Annotated in this window: 14 protein-coding genes and 1 pseudogene; 10 read left to right on the top strand and 5 right to left on the bottom strand. The window is 68.3% G+C overall.

The genetic code is table 11. The annotated features are described in order from the left end of the window. The first annotated feature begins 8 nt into the window (after window positions 1-8). The 7 genes and pseudogenes from DIZ26_RS15105 to DIZ26_RS15075 all read left to right on the top strand — a co-directional run bounded on the left by DIZ26_RS15105 (window position 9) and on the right by DIZ26_RS15075 (window position 9,185). Window positions 9-1,634, top strand: a complete 1,626-nt coding sequence (locus tag DIZ26_RS15105; RefSeq protein WP_232828362.1) for a long-chain fatty acid--CoA ligase — start codon at window positions 9-11, stop codon at window positions 1,632-1,634. Window positions 1,635-1,672: 38 nt separating this feature from the next. Next, the gene (gene rfbA, locus DIZ26_RS15100; RefSeq protein WP_112241643.1) at window positions 1,673-2,551 is read left to right on the top strand and encodes a glucose-1-phosphate thymidylyltransferase RfbA; all 879 of its coding nucleotides are present in this window, start codon (window positions 1,673-1,675) and stop codon (window positions 2,549-2,551) included. A gap of 73 nt (window positions 2,552-2,624) precedes the next feature. After that, a complete protein-coding gene (locus DIZ26_RS38900; RefSeq protein WP_408610237.1) occupies window positions 2,625-6,068 on the top strand; it encodes a DNA polymerase III subunit gamma and tau in 3,444 nt (1,147 codons plus the stop codon). 774 nt (window positions 6,069-6,842) lie between these two features. Then, window positions 6,843-7,127, top strand: a pseudogene (locus tag DIZ26_RS39230) (YbaB/EbfC family nucleoid-associated protein); the annotation flags it as partial. 154 nt (window positions 7,128-7,281) lie between these two features. Beyond that, window positions 7,282-7,881 carry a recombination mediator RecR gene (gene recR, locus DIZ26_RS15085; protein WP_112241639.1) on the top strand — a complete coding sequence of 200 codons (600 nt, stop codon included), beginning with the start codon at window positions 7,282-7,284 and terminating at the stop codon, window positions 7,879-7,881. After that, window positions 7,874-8,518 carry a DUF5063 domain-containing protein gene (locus DIZ26_RS15080; RefSeq protein ID WP_112241637.1) on the top strand — a complete coding sequence of 215 codons (645 nt, stop codon included), beginning with the start codon at window positions 7,874-7,876 and terminating at the stop codon, window positions 8,516-8,518. The genes recR and DIZ26_RS15080 overlap by 8 nt, the downstream gene beginning before the upstream one ends. A 10-nt stretch (window positions 8,519-8,528) precedes the next feature. Next, complete coding sequence (locus DIZ26_RS15075) at window positions 8,529-9,185, top strand: hypothetical protein (RefSeq protein WP_112241635.1); 657 nt, start codon at window positions 8,529-8,531, stop codon at window positions 9,183-9,185. Here the strand turns inward: DIZ26_RS15075 and add are convergent. Together add and dinB are read right to left on the bottom strand one after the other, a co-directional pair. Beyond that, window positions 9,170-10,180, bottom strand: a complete 1,011-nt coding sequence (gene add / locus DIZ26_RS15070) for an adenosine deaminase (protein WP_112241633.1) — start codon at window positions 10,178-10,180, stop codon at window positions 9,170-9,172. The two genes, DIZ26_RS15075 and add, sit on opposite strands and share 16 nt — an antisense overlap. A 42-nt stretch (window positions 10,181-10,222) precedes the next feature. Next, window positions 10,223-11,425 (bottom strand): DNA polymerase IV, encoded by a 1,203-nt coding sequence (dinB, locus tag DIZ26_RS15065; protein ID WP_112241631.1) that lies wholly within the window; start codon window positions 11,423-11,425, stop codon window positions 10,223-10,225. Between the two features lie 101 nt (window positions 11,426-11,526). Here dinB and DIZ26_RS15060 point away from each other — a divergent pair, with 101 nt between their 5' ends. Continuing rightward, complete coding sequence (locus tag DIZ26_RS15060) at window positions 11,527-12,744, top strand: MFS transporter (protein ID WP_232828361.1); 1,218 nt, start codon at window positions 11,527-11,529, stop codon at window positions 12,742-12,744. A gap of 4 nt (window positions 12,745-12,748) precedes the next feature. Here the strand turns inward: DIZ26_RS15060 and DIZ26_RS15055 are convergent, their stop codons facing one another. Both DIZ26_RS15055 and DIZ26_RS15050 read right to left on the bottom strand, forming a co-directional pair. Then, a complete protein-coding gene (locus DIZ26_RS15055; protein WP_112241627.1) occupies window positions 12,749-13,291 on the bottom strand; it encodes a dihydrofolate reductase family protein in 543 nt (180 codons plus the stop codon). Window positions 13,292-13,374: 83 nt separating this feature from the next. Then, window positions 13,375-13,725 carry an ArsR/SmtB family transcription factor gene (locus DIZ26_RS15050; RefSeq protein WP_112241625.1) on the bottom strand — a complete coding sequence of 117 codons (351 nt, stop codon included), beginning with the start codon at window positions 13,723-13,725 and terminating at the stop codon, window positions 13,375-13,377. A gap of 190 nt (window positions 13,726-13,915) precedes the next feature. Here DIZ26_RS15050 and DIZ26_RS15045 point away from each other — a divergent pair, with 190 nt between their 5' ends. Both DIZ26_RS15045 and DIZ26_RS15040 read left to right on the top strand, forming a co-directional pair. Continuing rightward, on the top strand, window positions 13,916-15,184 hold the full coding sequence (locus DIZ26_RS15045) for an aspartate kinase (RefSeq protein ID WP_112241623.1): 1,269 nt from the start codon (window positions 13,916-13,918) through the stop codon (window positions 15,182-15,184). Beyond that, window positions 15,181-16,284, top strand: coding sequence for an aspartate-semialdehyde dehydrogenase (locus tag DIZ26_RS15040; protein WP_112241621.1), 1,104 nt, complete (start codon window positions 15,181-15,183; stop codon window positions 16,282-16,284). The genes DIZ26_RS15045 and DIZ26_RS15040 overlap by 4 nt, the downstream gene beginning before the upstream one ends. Window positions 16,285-16,332: 48 nt before the next feature. On the opposite strand, the gene DIZ26_RS15035 is transcribed toward DIZ26_RS15040, so the two are convergent. Next, complete coding sequence (locus tag DIZ26_RS15035) at window positions 16,333-17,325, bottom strand: helix-turn-helix domain-containing protein (protein WP_112241619.1); 993 nt, start codon at window positions 17,323-17,325, stop codon at window positions 16,333-16,335. Between the last annotated feature and the right edge of the window lie 305 nt (window positions 17,326-17,630).

The raw sequence follows: 17,630 nt of genomic DNA, 5'->3' as shown, positions 1-17,630 counted from the left end.
GTGGGTCCATGAAGGGTCTGATGCAGGACTACCAGCTGTCCCTGGACACCATCTTCCGCCGGGCCGAGGAGTACTACCCGGACAAGACGGTCTATACGGGCGGGCCCGCGCCCACCCTCACGACGTACGCCGAGTGGGCGGAGCGGACCAGACGCCTCGGCGGGGTGCTCGACACGCTGGGAATCAGCGCCGACGGCCGCGTCGGCACCTTCGCCTGGAACTCGGGCCGCCACCTCGAGCTGTACTTCGCGGCGCCGTGCACCGGGCGGGTCCTGCACACCCTGAACATCAGGCTGTTCCCCGACCAGGTCGTCTACATCGCTAACCACGCCGAGGACGAGGTGGTGTTCGTCGACCGGTCGCTGCTCGGGCTGTTCCTGCCGCTGCTGGAACGGCTGCCCCTGGTCCGGCACGTCGTGGTGATGGACGACCTGCCGCCCGGCGCTGCCGGGGTGGAGGTGCCGGCGGACGATCGGTTCCACGACTACGAGGAGCTCCTGGCGGCTGCCTCGCCGGTCGATTTCCGCGTCGAGGACGAGAACCAGGCCGCGGCCATGTGCTACACCAGCGGTACGACGGGGAATCCGAAGGGTGTCGTCTATTCGCACCGGTCCACCTGGCTGCACTCGATCGGTGTGCTCACCAATGCCGGGATCGGGCTGACCGAGACCGACACGGTGATGCCGGTGGTGCCGATGTTCCACGCGAATGCCTGGGGTCTGGCTCACGCGGCGCCGATGGCCGGGGCGAGCCTGGTGTTCCCCGGTCCGGACATGTCCCCGGCGGGCATTCTCAAACTTCTGCAGGAGCGTGAGGTCACGCTGTCCGCGGGAGTGCCGACGATCTGGCAGGGTCTGCTTCCGTTGCTCGACGGGGTCGAGTTGCCGAAACTCCGGCGGATCCCGTGCGGCGGTTCCGCAGTACCGAAGGCGTTGTCCGAGGCGTTCCGGGAGAAGCTGGGTCGGCCGATCCTGCAAGCGTGGGGGATGACGGAGACGAGCCCTGTCGCCACGGCGGCGCATGTGCCGGCTCGGTATGCGGATCTGCCGGAGGACGAGCAGGCAGATCTCAGGGCTCGGCAAGGGCTGCCGCTGCCCGGTGTGGAGGTCCGGATCGTCGAGCCGGGGTCGATCACGCCGCTGCCGTGGAATGACGAGGCGACTGGTGAGCTGCAGGTTCGCGGGCCGTGGATCGCCGCCGAGTACTACCGGCCTGACGACGGGGTCGAGCTGAACACCGAGGACGGCTGGATGAAGACCGGCGACGTCGCGGCCATCGACAAGTTCGGATCGGTGCGGCTGGTCGACCGGACCAAGGACCTGGTGAAGTCCGGCGGCGAGTGGATCAGCTCGGTCGAACTGGAGAACCTGCTGATGGGTCACCCGGCCATCAAGGAGGCGGCGGTCATCGGCGTACCGCATCCCAAGTGGGACGAGCGGCCGCTGGCGTGCGTAGTACTGGTGGAAGGGGCGACGGCGACGTCGGAGGAGATCCTGGCGTACCTCGAACCGCTGGTGGCCAAGTGGTGGCTGCCGGACGCGGTCGAGTTCATCGAGGAGGTGCCGAAGACGTCGGTGGGCAAGTTCTCGAAGAAGGATCTGCGGACCCGGTTCGCGGACTATCACCTGGGCTGATGTGGCCTGACCGCCGGATATCGGTAGGGTGCGGTCGCATGCGAGGCATCATCCTGGCCGGCGGTTCCGGCACCAGACTGCATCCGCTCACGATGGCGGCCAGCAAGCAGTTGCTGCCGGTTTACGACAAGCCGATGATCTACTACCCGCTGTCCACCTTGATGCTGGCGAACATCCGCGAGGTGCTCGTCATCACCACCCCGGACGACGCCGCGCAGTTCCAGCGGCTGCTCGGCGACGGGTCGCAGTTCGGGATGAGCATCTCGTACGCCGTTCAGCCGAGCCCCGACGGCCTCGCACAGGCCTTCCTGATCGGTGAGTCCTTCATCGGCTCCGAGCCGGTCGCGCTCGCCCTCGGTGACAACATCTTCTACGGCCCCGGGCTCGGTCTCCGGCTGCAGACGTTCAACGAGGTCGACGGCGGTGTCGTGTTCGCGTACCGGGTCGCCGACCCGAGCGCGTACGGCGTGGTCGAGTTCGACGCGGAAGGTCGCGCGCTCAGCATCGAGGAGAAGCCGGCCGAGCCGAAGAGCAACTACGCCGTACCGGGGCTGTACTTCTACTCCAGCGACGTCATCGAGATCGCCAAGGACATCAAGCCCTCGGCGCGCGGCGAGCTCGAGATCTCGTCGATCAACGACGTGTACCTGAAGGCGAACCGGCTCCAGGTCGAGGTGCTTCCCCGCGGTACGGCGTGGTTGGACACCGGGACGTTCGACTCGCTGATGTCGGCCGGTGAGTTCGTCCGTGCCGTCGAGGTTCGGCAGGGGCAGAAGATCAGCTGCCCCGAGGAGATCGCCTGGCGGCGCGGCTTCATCGACGACGCCGGCCTGCTGCAACGCGCCGACGCCCTGGCCAAGTCGGGGTACGGCAACTACCTCCGCGGGCTCCTCGAGGAACCGGGCCAGCTTCCCTGACACGCGGCTGTCTGGCGTGGGGTTGCCTGGCTGGGATCCGTTCGCTTCGGGGTCGTGACGGGCTGGGCACGAATTGTCCGTGGGCGGCGCTAGGGTTGCGGTCGTGGAAGCACCCCTAGCGTTGTACCGCAGGTATCGCCCGGAGACGTTCTCCGAGGTGATCGGGCAGGACCATGTCACCGTTCCGCTGCGGAACGCTTTGAGCAACAACCGGGTGAACCACGCCTACCTCTTCTCCGGCCCACGAGGCTGCGGCAAGACCACCAGCGCGCGGATCCTGGCCCGCGCGATCAACTGCGAGAAGGGCCCGATCGCCGAGCCGTGCGGCGTCTGCAAGTCCTGCACCGATCTCGCCCGCGGCGGCCCTGGCAGCATCGACGTGATCGAGATCGACGCCGCCTCGCACGGTGGTGTCGACGACGCGCGCGACCTGCGCGAGCGGGCGTTCTTCGCGCCGGTCGAGAGCCGCTACAAGATCTACATCATCGACGAGGCGCACATGGTGACCACGCAGGGCTTCAACGCCCTGCTGAAGCTGGTCGAGGAGCCGCCGCCGCACCTCAAGTTCATCTTCGCCACCACCGAGCCCGACAAGGTGATCGGGACGATCCGGTCCCGGACGCACCACTACCCGTTCCGCCTGGTCCCGCCGAAGGCGCTGGCCGACTACATGGCGACGTTGTGTACGGCCGAGGGCGTGACGATCGAGCCGGCCGCCCTGCCGCTGGTGGTTCGCGCCGGTGCCGGGTCGGTGCGTGACTCACTGAGCGTGCTCGACCAGTTGATCGGTGGTGCCGACGAGGAGGGCGTCACCTATCGGCTCGCGGTCCAGTTGCTCGGGTTCACGCCGGATTCGCTGCTGGACGCTTGCGTGGACGGGTTCGCGGCGCATGACAGCCGGACTGTTTTCGAGACCATCGAGAAGGTGATCGAGACCGGTCAGGACCCGAAGCGCTTCGCCGAGGACCTGCTCCGGAGACTGCGTGACCTGGTGATCCTCTCCGCAGTACCGAACGCCGTTGCGTCTGGACTGATCGAGGCGGCGGAGGATCAAGGCGAGCGACTGCAGACGCAGGCAGCCGGGATCGGCCCGGCCGAACTGACGCGCGCCGCCGACATCGTCGCCGCCGGATTGCTGGAGATGCGTGGCGCCACGGCACCGCGCCTCCAACTCGAACTGATCTGCGCCAAGGTGCTTCTGCCCGGCGCCGACGACTCCACCAACGGCATCCAGGCCCGCCTGGACCGAATGGAACGCCGCCTGACCATCGGCGTACCTCCAGCCGGTACTACGGGCGCGCCGCCGCCGGTGGCACAGGCAACAGCCGCGCCGCAGGCACCTGCTCAGCCACTGGCGAGTTCTTCTGGCAGCCCCGGCCAGCGTGGTCAAGCCCCAGTGGGGAGCCCCTCGGCCTCCGGCCAAGGTCACGCACCAGCGGGGAGCGTGGCTGGCTCCGGCCCAGGTCAGGCGCCGGCGGGCTCCGATCAAGGTCAGGCACCAGCGGGGAGCGTGGCGGGCTCCGGCCCAGGTCAGGCGCCGGCGGGGAATCTGGCGGGCTCCGGCCATGCCGCTTCTCAACCAGGCGGTCGGGGGACAGCCGACGAGGAGACGGACGGCGGTCAGTCCGCTGCGACCCGGGCGGCGGACGGTGGGCAGCGGGCGGCTGACGGTTCCGATAGCCGATCTTCAGTTGCTGGTGTGACTGCTGAAACAGACGCGGCCGGTGCGGATGGTGGGCGGTCGGGGGCGTGGCCGGATGAGTCGGCGGCTGCTCAGCAGGCTTCTGGGCATTCCGCGGCGGCGGCTTCGACTGTTCCGGCTGCGCCGGTCGCGCCCAGCCCTGGCGCTCAGTCCGCAGCTTCGTCGTCGGCTGGTCAGTCTGCGGCTGCGGGTGCCGTCGGCGTACCTGCTTCATCGGGGTCTGTTGGGCTTGGTGATGTTCGGCGGTTGTGGCCGGAGATTCTTGAGGCGGTGAAGAGCAAGCGGCGGTTCGCCTGGATCATGCTCAGCCAGAACGCCCAGGTCATTGCGATCGACGAGCAGACCCTGACGCTCGGGCTGGTCAACGCTGGTGCGCGGGAGAGCTTCGCCCGCTCGGGAAGCGACGAGATCCTCCGGCAGGCGATGATCGACACCATTGGACTGACTCGGCGCGTCGAAGCGGTCGTCGACCCGTCCGCCGACCCCGGTGCGGGTTCGCCGGCTTCACCGCCTTCCGGTCCACCGAGCGGTCCGTCGTCCTGGGACTCCCCGCCGCCGGGCGGTCAGTATCAACCGCCCAGCGCCCCGCAACCGCACGCGGCCACCGACGGCTACCCAGCTCCCGGCCCCCACGCTCACGCCGGTGGGTCAGCCGCCCAAGCGCCCGACTCGCACGCCTCGGCGAGCCCCACTGGCTCACCTGCTGGCACGCACGGCGACACCGACTCCACAGCTCAGGGATCACCCGGCACGGCGGCCTCCCCAGGTCACGGATCGCTCGGCGCCGCGGGCTCCCCGGGTCAGGGATCGCCCGGCGACGCGGGCTCCCCGGGTCAGGGATCGCCCGGCACCGCCGGTTCCCTTGCTCCCGGATCGTCCGGAGCGGCAGGGTCCCCTGCGCACGGATCGTCCGAGTCTGCTGGCATCACAGGTCATGCATCGCCCACCTCAGCCGGCTTCGATCAGGGCTCACCAGGCGCAGCCGGCTCCGCTCAGGGATCGCCCGGCGCAGCAGGCTCCACCGCTGATGGGTCGGGCGGCGCGGGCGGCTCAGCTGCTCAGGTGTCGGTCGGCGTCGGTGGATCACCAGCTCAGGGGTCAGTAGGCGTGGGTGGCTCAGCAGCTCATGGGTCGGCAGGTGTGGGTGGCTCGGCAGCTCAGGGATCGGCAGGCGTGGGCGGCTCAGGGGCTCAGGCGGGGAGCGGGGTTGGCGGCTCAGCAGGTGCGGGTGGCACAGCGGGTCACGGATCGCCCGGTATCGGCGGCTCGACGGGTCAGGGCTCATCGGGCGTGGGTTCGGCGGTTGGTGGGTCTGGCTACGGGGCTGGCGGGTCGGCTGGCCAGGGGGCGGGTGACGTGCAGGGCGGTGGGGCCGGTGAAGGTGCGCCGGGGTTCGGTGGGGCTGCGAGGGTCGGGTCCGGTGGGCCGCAGAACGAATCTGTGGGTCAGGCGCAGGTGGATCGGCACGAGGGTCTGCGTGGCGGGGTTGCGGTAGAGGCTCGGTTGGGCGGGGCGCACGTCGTACAGGGTGATCAGCAGGCGGGTGGGCCGCCTGCGCCGTCGGCGACACCTGGTTCGCCGGAGAACCGCCGCGAACAGGCTGCGAGTAAGCGTCGGGCTGCTGAAGCCGCCGTGGCGGCCGAGCAGGCAAGTCGCGCAGCCGCGCGTCCAGTGGATGAAGGTCCGCTCACACCGGAGGAAGAAGCCGAAGCTATCGCGGAAGACGACATCGTGCTCGAAGAGGATTCCCGCAGTCACACGGACCTCCTCCGCGATGCCCTCGGCGCCCAGATCATCACCGAAGAACCCAACTGACACTCCGCAAAAGGTTCCTTCGACCGGTTCAATCCGCCACGGCTGCATAGCCGGCGTCAGCCTTGCCGATGGCTTCCACGTCCACACCGAGCTGCCCTCGCGGAGTGGCAGCAGGCTGGCGTCACGGCCGCACCACTGTCGACGGCAGCGCGAGCAACGCCCCACGGGGCTGGCCTCGACGCCGCGCCATGTCGCCCTCGCCGTTCGGCAGCAGGGTGGTGCTTCGCATGGGTGGAGGGCGAGGTCGGGCGAGCTGGCTCGGTGTGGCGGTTGGTGCGGGGAGCTGAATCCAGGGGGAGCTCGCTCGAGGTACGGCGTTGGTGTGGTGACGGGTGGCCGGGGCTGGAGCGTCGTTCCCAGGGATGGGGAGAGGGCTCCGTTGGTGAGCGGCGGTGGGGGCGGGGCCGGGGTGTCGACCACGGCGGGTGGGGGAAGGGCTGTGAGGTGGTGGGCGGTTGGGCATCGGTCGGGGGATAGATGGGACTGGGTGGGGAAGGGCTGTGGGTAGGGGAGGCGGGGGCGTCGTCCACAGGGGTGGGGAGGGAGCTGTGGGTGGTGGGGGAGGCGGTAGGCGGTTGGGGGGCGGGGTTGTGCACAGGTTGTGGATAAAGGTGTCCACAAGGTGTGGAGAAGGCTTGGGAGACTCATCGGTTTCCGCGGGTACGATGGCCGCGCCGGGGGTTGTCCGGGGTACCGGATAGGCTCGGGGTAACCGAAAGCAGGGAGATCGCGGTGTTCGACGGTGGCGGGGCGCAGGGTGGCGGGGGCTTCGACATGTCCGAGTTGCTCGCCCAGGCGCAGGCGATGCAGAGCCAGCTGATGGAAGCTCAGGCCAACCTGGAGAACCAGGAGGTCGAGGGCACCGCCGGTGGCGGCCTGGTGACCGCGCTGGTGTCCGGCACGGGTGAGCTGCTCAGCCTGACGATCAACCCACAGGCGGTCGACAAGGACGACACCGAGACGCTGGCCGACCTGATCGTGGCCGCGGTCCGGGACGCGTCCGAGAATGCCAAGGAGGTTGCGGCCCGGGCGATGGGCCCGCTGGCCGGCGGTCTCGGCGGCGGTGGCCTGCCCGGCCTGGGCGGTGGCCTGCCCGGCCTGGGCGGTGGCCTGCCGGGTCTCGGCGACGGTCCGTCGCAGGGCGGCAGCAGCGGCACCGGCGGTCCGCTCGGGTTCACCCGTCCGGGCGAGCCCGGTCAGAACCCGGGCTGACGTGTACGAAGGAGCCGTCCAGGACCTGATCGACGAGCTCGGCCGGCTCCCCGGCGTCGGCCCGAAGTCCGCGCAGCGGATCGCGTTCCACCTGCTCGCCGCCGACGAGACCGACGTACGACGGCTCGCGCACGTGCTCGTGCAGGTCAAGGAGAAGGTCAAGTTCTGTGAGATCTGCGGCAACGTCTCGGAGGAGACGCTGTGCCGGATCTGCCGCGACCCGCGTCGCGACCTCGCGCTGATCTGCGTGGTCGAGGAAGCCAAGGACGTCGTGGCGATCGAGCGGACCCGCGAGTTCCGCGGCCGCTATCACGTCCTCGGCGGCGCGATCTCGCCGATCGAGGGGATCGGACCGGACGAGTTGCGGATCAGGGAACTGATGCAGCGGCTCGCCAGCGGTGAGGTGACCGAGATCATCCTGGCCACGGATCCGAACTTGGAGGGTGAGGCGACAGCGACGTACCTGAGCCGGTTGCTCCGGCCCATGGGGTTGCGCGTCACCCGTTTGGCTAGTGGACTTCCAGTAGGCGGTGACCTCGAGTACGCCGACGAGGTCACACTCGGACGGGCGTTTGAAGGGCGACGATCGATCGATGACTGAATCAACCGATATTGCTGAGATTGCTTTGGCCACCGACTCGGAGGACCTCACCGAGTTCGCCGAACAGATCGCCGATCAGGTGCAGAGCTTCCTGATCTCGGTGCGCGACATCGCGGCGCAGCCGGACGAGGACGGCGTCGACGAAGGCCTCGCCTCGCTGCCGTACCTGCTGCTCGAGGTGAGCCAGTTGCTGCTCGCCGGCGGCCGGCTGGGTGCGTTCGAGGACTTCGTGCCCGAGGAGCGGTTCGAGAGCGACGCCGGTCCGGACCCGGATCTGGACGCGATGCGCGACCGGCTGGCGATCCTGTTCGAGGGCCTCGACGAGTACGCCGAGGTCTTCGACCCGTACGCCGCGCCGCCGGAGATCACCATCAACCGGCTCTCCGACGACCTGACCGCGATCGCGACGGACCTTGTGCACGGCCTCGCGCACTACGAAGCCGGCCGGGTCGTCGAGGCGCTGTGGTGGTGGCAGTTCTCGTACGTCTCGACCTGGGGCGCCGCGGCCAGCGCAGTACTGCGGGCCATCCAGTCCCTGATCGCGCACGACCGGCTCGAGCCGGCCCACGACGCCGAGACCGAAGCCACGGACCGCGAGCTGGTCGAGGTAGCCGAAGAAGTCGTTCAGCGTCGCTGAGCAACAGGCTGTGTCTGTTCACGACCTGATCCGGCAGCTGCCGGACATCGCCACCGTCCGACGGGTCAGCCGGGCGTTGGCGGTGCTGGACCTGGTGTTGTGTGAGGACCAGCAGAGCCGGTACTACGAGTTCGACGCGCGCTGGTCGGAGACGGAAGAGGCGGCCCTGATGGACAACGGGTCCGGCGACGCGTACTCGATCGTCTTCTCACCGGACGGCGTGTACGCGCGCGGATTCGATCACGAGTCGTCGATGTCGCCGTACGCGAACGAGTTCGGGCACACCTGGCCGGGGATGTTCGATGGCTTGCCGTCGGAGTTCCACGAGGCGATGGACGAGCCGGCGTTCGCCGACGAGGACGGGCGGCGGCTGGTGACGACGTGCTTCTGGCGCCGGACCGAGGACGCCGAGTGGGCCTGTGGGCCGGTCGGGAACGTCGAGGACGACCGGGCCGAGGACCTCTTCGACCTCGTCATGGATTCGCGTCCCGAGGCCTACCTCACGTTCGCCGAGGACTACTACGAGCGTGCGCTCGATCTCGAAGCGGTTCGCCACGTCTATGCGCTGATGCCGCTGACCGAGTACGTAGTGACCTCGCTCAACCCCGAACGACGCCTGGCCGACCTCGCCGAGGAGATCGCCGAGATCGGCTACCCGCGCTCCTGAGCCGGCTCGTCGTCCGCCCGCAGCCAGGCGTCCACGCCGGCCAGCCCGCTCGCCACCAGGTCGGCAGGGGCGTCGCTGGTCTCCAACGAGGTCCGCGCGATCGCGGCCAACTGCTCGTCGGAGAGCCCTAGCCCGTCCCGGGCCAGCGAGTACTCGTCGTACAGCCCCTTGTCGAACATCAGCGGATCGTCGGCGCCGAGTGAGCAACGCACCCCGGCCGCCAACAGAGCCGGCAGCGGATGTGACTCGATCGACGCCGTCACGCCGAGCAGTACGTTCGAGGTCAGGCACACGTCGAGCGTGACGTCGCGCTCCACCAGAAACGCCAGTACTGCGGGGTCTTCGGCGGCCCGGATCCCGTGCGCAACCCGGGTCGCGCCCAACTCCTCGACGACGGCGCGCACGCTGTCCGCGCCGGCCAGCTCACCCGCGTGCGGCGCAGCCGTCAGCCCGCCGTCACGCGCGATCTTGAAGGCATTCGCGAAGACAGCGGCCGGTGCGACCGTGTCGTTGCCGGTCAGCCCGAGCGCATGGACGCCGCGGCCGGCATAGCGGGCCGCGAACCTCGCCCGCTCCTCGGCGACCTCGGCCTCGGTATGCCGCGAGGCCGCCATGGTCAGCCCGAAGCCCACGCCGTACTCGCGACTGGCCGAGTCGGCCTCGTCCAGCACCAGCTCCATCACTTCGTCCGGGCTGCCGAGCGGCGTGTAGAAGTACGGATCGAAATGCGGCTGGACCCAGACGACGCCATCGGCCGCGGCGTCCGCGATCACCTCGCGGACCAGGCGGCGGAGGTTCTCCGGGCGTGCCGCGGTCAGCCGGAAGGCGTCCTGGAAGCACTGCTGAAACTCGTCGAAGTCGGCGAAGAGCCGGGGATCCCGCACCGGAATCCCTTCGGAAGCGGCCAGCTCCGCCAATGTCGTCGCCCGCAACGCCCCCAGCAGATGAAGATGCAGCTCGGCCTTCGGCAGCAGTCGCAGATCTCGGCTCCTCACCGCCTTACTCTAGTCGAAAACCCCTTGAAAACAAAGGGAAACTCAGTCCGGTAGCATCGGTACGGCGAGCCCTTGGTCGCGCCCCAGCAGCGTTCCCCGCGTGATGGCGTTGGAGCCGAACTTGTCCCGTACTCCGTCCAGCGCCGAGTCCAGTTCGTCGTTGGCGGCCTTGTCGAACGGCAGCGCCAGTTGCACGGTCTTCTCGTTCTCCAGGTTGCCGACCGAGATGCCGACCATGGTGATGCCCTGCTTCTCGATCATCGGCCGGGCTGCCGCCATCAGCGATCGCGCGGTGACCAGGATCGCCCGCGTCTGACCGGTTGCCTGAGGCAACGTATGTGACCGGGTCGCCCGGCTGAAGTCGTCGAACCGCAACCGCAGGGTGACCGTGCGCCCGGCCCGCTCCGCCGACCGCATCCGCCGCGTGACCCGATCCACCAGCCCGGCCAGTACGGCGTCCAGCGTCTCCGCAGACTTGGGTGACCGCCCCAACGCCCGTTGTGAGCCGATCGAGCGCCGCCGGCGGCCGACCTCGATCGGACGCGGGTCCCGGTTGTGTGCCAGTGCGTGCAGGTGTCGCCCCGAGGCCCGGCCGAGCATCGAGATCAACGCCGCCTCGGGCAGCATCGCCACATCGCCGACCGTCCGCAGTCCTCGGTTGCGCAGCTTCTCTGCGGTCACCTCGCCGACGCCCCACAACCGCTCGACGGCCAACGGATGCAGAAACTCCAGTTCCTCGTCCGGCGGCACCACCAGCAACCCATCCGGCTTCGCGACGCCACTGGCCACCTTCGCGAGGAACTTCGTCCGGGCCACGCCGACCGTGATCGGCAGACCGACGCGAGCCAGTACTTCGGTCCGCAGCCGGCGCGCGATGTCGACCGGGGCGCCGGAGATCTTGCGCAGCCCGCCGACGTCGAGGAACGCCTCGTCGATCGACAGCCCTTCCACCAGCGGCGTGGTGTCCTCGAACACCTTGAAGACCGCCTTGCTGGCTTCGGAGTACGCCGACATGCGCGGCGGAACCACGATGGCGCCCGGGCAGCGGCGGAGCGCCTGGCCGCCGTTCATCGCCGTACGGACGCCGTAGGCCTTCGCCTCGTAACTGCAGGCCAGCACGACTCCGGCACCGACGATCACCGGCCGGCCGCGCAGGCGTGGGTCGTCGCGCTGCTCGACCGACGCGTAGAACGCGTCCAGATCGGCATGCAGGATATCCGCCTCCAGGCCCGACGACACGAACATATGTTCGCATAGTCGCAGCCAACTCACTAGTGATCGCCACCGTCGCCGGATAGGGAGAAATGCTGAGGCGCACCCTCCTGCGACAGGACAGAATGCAAGCTATGGACCTGTCGATGTACCGCCTGCTCTGGAGGAACCGGCCCGTCGTGACCCTGATGGGTGCGGCCCTGCTGGCACGTCTCCCGGTGATGGCGGCACTGATCCCGGTCTCCTTCCTGGCCAAGGATGCCGCCGGCAACTTCGGCTGGGCGGGCGTCGTCGCCGGTACCTATTCGATCGGAATGGCGATCGGCGGCCCGATCTGGTCGCGGCTGGCCGACCGGCGAGGCGGCCGGTGGGTTGTCATCGGCACCGGCGTTGCCTGGGGCGTGGCGATGGCTGTGCTCGCACTGCTGCCCTCCGACTGGTACCGGCTGATGCCAGTGGTCTCCGGCCTCGCAGGGGTCGTCGTGGCCCCTGTGACATCTACCTGCCGAGCTGCGTGGCCACGGCTGGTCCAGGGATCGCAGTTGCGCACGGTGTACGCGCTGGATGCGACCGCGCAGGAGGTGCTCTTCGCTGTCGGCCCGATGCTGGGCGCCGTGACTGTGAGCTTCCTCAACCCGCGCGCCGGAGTACTGGCTGCTGCTCTGTTGGCGGCAGGGTCGATCTGGTGGTTCGGGCTGCGTCAGCCGCCGGCACTGCCTCATGACGAGTCGGCAGGTGCGCGGCTCACCGCTCCGCAGTTGTTGTGGCATCGGCACCGGCTACCGCTGATCTTCGCGTTCGGGTTGTGTGTGACCTCGTTCGCGTCGGTGTCGCTGGGCATCGTGGCGTTCGCCGATGACCACGGCAATCGGTTGATCGCCGGCGTACTGGAGACCGTCTGGGCGATCGGAAGCCTGCTCGGCGGACTCGTGATGGGTGCACTGCCGGGCAGGCGGGACTCGTACGTCTGGCGCCGGGCCCTGCTGGTGTCGCTCGGCATGCTGTCGTGCGTTTTCGCCACCCGGTCATCGGTGTCGCTCGGCATCGGCCTGCTGCTCGCCGGTTGCGTGCTCGCGCCGACCGTCGGTGCCCTGTACGAACGGCTCGGCGCCCTCACTCCCGATTCGGTGCGTACCGAGGTGTTCGGCTGGATGGTGAGTGCCGGAATGGTCGGCGGTGCGATCGGCTCCTCGGTCGCCGGCCAGGTCGTCGAGTCGTTCGGCGTCGAGTACGTCTGGGTGCTCGCCGCCGTCCTCACCTTCCTGGCCGCCATCACGCTGATCCGCATCCCGCCCAACCGCCCCGCCTCGGAGGAATCGGTCCCCGAGGCGGCGGCAGCTGTCGCGACCTGAGTGGTCAGGCCGGGCGGTAGACGGTGTGCAGTACGCCGGTGCTGAAAGTGGTGCTCGAGACCAGCTCGAGTGGCTGGGTCTCGCCCTCGTCGAACAGCCGCTCGCCGTGTCCGACGGCGATCGGGTGGATGAGCAGGTGCAGCTCGTCCAGCACCTTCGCACGGAGCAGCGATCGCACCAGCGTGATGCTGCCGACCGTGTTCAGGTTCTTGCCGGGCTCGTTCTTCAGTGCGGTCAGTGCTTCGAACGGGTCGCCCTGTAACAGCGTCGAGTTCTGCCACTCGTCGACCTTGTCCAGGGTGGTCGAGACGACCAGCTTCGGCGTCTCGTTCATCAGTGGGCCCATCTCTTCGTCCGGGCCGACGTTCGGCCAGTAGCCCGCGAACATCTGATAGGTCTTGCGACCCAGCAGCATGGCGTCCGCGGTCTCGGACAGCGAGCTGACGACAGCGCCCATCTCGTCGTTGAAGTACGGGAAGTGCCAGGTCTCCGGCGCCTCCACGACTCCGTCGAGTGAGATGAACAGGCTGGCGACGATCTTCCTCATGGTGGTCTCCTCATCGGTGTCGGCTGGTTGCCTTCACCGCTGCGTCGACCGGTCGACCGGCAGATCGACATTTTGCGCAGAAACTATTTTGGGCCGTCTTCAGGCGTCCTTTGGGCGGCGCGACGGCCGCGACGGAGCTCGGTGTCCAGGGCGTCCAGGCGGTTCGTCCAGAACTTGCGGTAGCGGTCCAGCCACGCGTCGATCTCCTGGAGCGGCGCGGGCGCCACGGCGTACAGGCGGCGGGTGCCGTCGACGGTGACGGTGGCGAAGCCGTTGTCCCGCAGTACGCGCAGATGCTGTGAGACGGCGGGCTGGCTGATGCCGAACTCGGCCCCGATCGTGCTCGCGATGCTGCCGGCCGGGAGCTCGGCATCGGCCAGCAGTTCCAGGATCCGGCGGCGGACCGGATCGCCGAGGATGTCGAAGGCGTGCATGCCGCCACTATTTCAGTCATGACTTATATGAACAAGTGGTCTGCTCAGCAGCGACCAGGTGCTGGTCAGCCGGGAGACAACGAGGCGTTCACGGCTAGAATGACCCCGAACGACTACGTCTTGTGCAGCGCGGCACGGCGTACCGCAACCAGTGTTGCCGCTGGGGATTCAAGCTATGAGGAGCTGCTCTGTGGGACGCGTCGTGCACAAGTACGGCGGTTCTTCGGTCGCTGACGCCGATTGCATCAAGCGCGTGGCCCAACGGATCGTCGCGACGAAGAAGGCCGGGAACGACGTGGTGGTGGTCATCTCCGCCATGGGGGACACCACCGACGAACTGATGGATCTGGCCAAGCAGGTCTCTCCGCTACCGCCACCGCGCGAACTGGACATGCTGCTCACCTCGGGTGAGCGGATCTCCGCGGCGCTGCTGGCGATGGCGATCGCGAACCTCGGCTACGAAGCGCGGTCGTTCACCGGGTCGCAGGCCGGTGTGATCACCACAGCGGCGCACGGGAACGCGCGGATCATCGACATCACGCCGGGCCGGATCGAGGACTCGCTGGCCGAGGGCCACGTCGCGATCGTCGCCGGGTTCCAGGGCGTCGCGCAGGACACCAAGGACATCACCACGATGGGCCGCGGCGCGTCCGACACCACCGCGGTCGCACTGGCCGCGGCACTGGAAGCGGACTACTGCGAGATCTACACCGACGTGGACGGCATCTTCACCGCGGATCCGCGGATCGTGCCGGCCGCCAAGCAGATCCCGAAGATCTCCTACGAGGAGATGCTCGAGATGGCTGCCTGCGGCGCGAAAGTCCTGCACCTGCGCTGCGTGGAGTACGCGCGGCGCTACAACGTCCCCGTCCACGTGCGCTCGTCCTTCTCCCAGAAGGAAGGCACCTGGGTCGTCGATGCGAAGGATATTCAGAACATGGAACAGGCGATCATCTCCGGCGTGGCCCACGACCGTGGCGAGGCCAAGATCACCGTGGTCGGCGTACCCGACAAGCCGGGTGAGGCGGCCCGGATCTTCGAGACGGTCGCCAATGCCGAGACCAACATCGACATGATCGTCCAGAACGTCTCGGCGGTCGCCACCAACCGGACCGACATCTCCTTCACGCTGCCCCGCGCCGACGGTGCCCGGGCGATGTCCGCGCTGGCCCGGATGAAGGACGAGGTCGGCTACGAGCAACTGCTGTACGACGACCAGATCGGCAAGGTGTCGGTGATCGGCGTCGGGATGCGTTCGCACCCCGGTGTCTCGGCGAAGTTCTTCTCCGCCCTGGCCGACGCCGGTGTGAACATCGAGATGATCTCCACCTCGGAGATCCGGATCTCGGTGGTAGTGGACGAGAACCTGGTGGACGCCGCCGTGACCGCGGCGCACACCGCATTCGACCTGGACGACGAGCACACCCAAGCTGTCGTCTACGGAGGAACAGGACGGTGACCCCTGTGAGCGCAACGCTGGATCGGACCGAGGACCGGACGGGACTCCCTACGCTGGCGGTGGTCGGCGCGACCGGGGCCGTCGGCACGGTGATGCTCACCCTGCTCTCCACCCGGGAGAACGTCTGGGGTGAGATCCGTCTGATCGCGTCGGAGCGCTCGGCAGGCAAACGGCTCAAGGTGCGCGGCGAGGAAGTCGAAGTGGTCGCGATCAGCGCGGACGCCTTCGACGGGGTCGACGTGGCGATGTTCGACGTACCGGACGAGGTGTCGCTGCACTGGGCGCCGATCGCGGCCGCCAAGGGTGCTGTCGTGGTGGACAACTCCGGCGCGTTCCGGATGGATCCCGAGGTGCCGCTGGTGGTGCCCGAGGTGAACGCCGAGGCGGCCCGCAACCGGCCGAAGGGGATCATCTCGAACCCGAACTGCACAACGCTCTCGATGATCGTCGCGATGGGTGCGTTGCACCACCGGTACGAGCTGGAGCAGCTCATCGTCGCGTCGTACCAGGCGGCCTCGGGTGCCGGCCAGGAAGGCATCGACGCGCTCTACGACCAGCTGATGAAGGTGGCCGGCAACCGGGAGCTCGGGACGACACCTGGCGACGTACGCCGGGTGATCGGCAACGCGCTCGGGCCGTTCCCTGCGCCGCTGGCGATGAACGTCGTACCGTGGGCCGGTTCGCTCAAGGACGACGGCTGGTCGTCGGAGGAGCTCAAGGTCCGCAACGAGTCGCGGAAGATCCTGAACCTGCCTGATCTGAAGGTGTCCGCGACCTGTGTGCGGGTCCCGGTGATCACGACCCACTCGCTGTCGGTGCACGCGCGGTTCGGCCGCGAGGTCGACGTGGACGAGGCCCGCGAGGTACTACGGGACGCACCCGGCGTACTCGTGTTCGACAACCCGGCCGAAGCCGAGTTCCCGACGCCCGCCGACGTCGTCGGCACCGACCCGACCTGGGTCGGCCGGATCCGCAAGTCGCTGGACGACCCGCAGGCGCTGGAGTTGTTCGTCTGCGGCGACAACCTGCGAAAGGGCGCCGCGCTCAACACGGCGCAGATCGCCGAGGTCGTCGCCAAGGAATTCACCGCAGCCAAGTAAGAACAAATGCGCTGGGACCCCGGGCGATCGGCCCGGGGTCCCATTGTTTTACAGCCAATTCTCCCGGGCCGCGTGCAATGCCAATTGAAAACGCGTACTCGCGCCGGTGCGATTCATCAACCGTTCCAGGTAACGGAAGAACGTGCGGCGGCTGATGCCCAGGGTGCGGGCGATCGTGTCGTCTGCTGCGCCCGTCGCCAGGAGGGCCAGTAGCCGGCGTTCGATCGGTTCCAGCCGGTCGTCCTCGGCGCCGACGGACGCGTGCAGTGGCAGCGCGTTACGCCAGCAGAGCTCGAACATGCCGATCAGCGCGGTGAGCAGGCTGCTCGGCCGGATGATCAGCAGGGACCGGTTCACATCGGTGTCGCGCACCGACATCGACACGAACGCGATCGAGCCGTCGATGATGGTCAGCTTCGCCGGTACGTCGGGCAGCACGCGCGCCTGCTCGCCGGCTTCCACGCAGGGCAGGATGTTCTCGGTCAGGTAGCCGGGCACCTCGACGGACTCCGGCGAGTAGACCACCCGGTACGCGACGTTGCGGCTGAGCTGCTCGATCTCCATCTGGTTCGGCCCCGCGCCGAGGTAGTACGGCGGGGAGTCGATGGCGAGGATCTCGCGTTGCGCACTGCCCTTGATCTGGTTGATCCGCTCGACGATCGCCGTACCGCTGACCACTTCGATCAGGTGGGTGGTGGACTCGTTGTGGACGGTCCGGCGGAACTCGTCGTAGGCGTTGAGGACCTCGATCCGGGCCTGCTTGAGCTCGGACTCGCGGCGCAGGGTGAGCGCCTCCAGGCCGGCATCGGGTGGCACCGGCAGGAACCTCGAGTGGTCTGTTCCCGAGCGCCGGGCCAGGCCGGCGGTGACCAGTCCGCCCAGGGTGGTCTCGATCCCGGCCGCCTGGTCGGGCACGGCCTGGTCCAGCTCGGTGACCGAGGACGGTCCGGTCCGGAGCAGATGCTGGTAGACCCGGATCTCATCGTCGCTGAGACCGAGCACCCGTAAGTGGTCGGCACGCTCCGTGTCGGTCGAGCTCATGGCTCTTCCCTCCCTCCCCACTGCGGTCACTGGCGGCTACCGCCAGTCCAGGGTAAGACGGGCTGCAACACCTTGTGAGCACTGTCCGTATCCCGGCAGGTGCACCGAGCGATAATTGTTGTTCCGTCAGCATTCTTGTGCCGTGTCACCATCTGGCCACCATTTCTGCGCAGTTGTGAGCGAGAATTGAGGTCCAGCAGCCCGGCGACGGACCACCTGAGCGCCGCCGGGCTGCTGTTCCAATTCTGGCGTGAGTTCTCTTTGCCGTCAGCGAACCCCGTTTCGGTTGGGTCTCAATCCCGGCG

Origin of the sequence: Kribbella monticola, from assembly GCF_003261635.1 — a bacterium.
GTDB lineage: Bacteria > Actinomycetota > Actinomycetes > Propionibacteriales > Kribbellaceae > Kribbella > Kribbella monticola.
The sequence above is the reverse complement of the archived record's forward strand: the minus strand, read 5'-3'. Positions and strand labels throughout refer to the sequence as shown.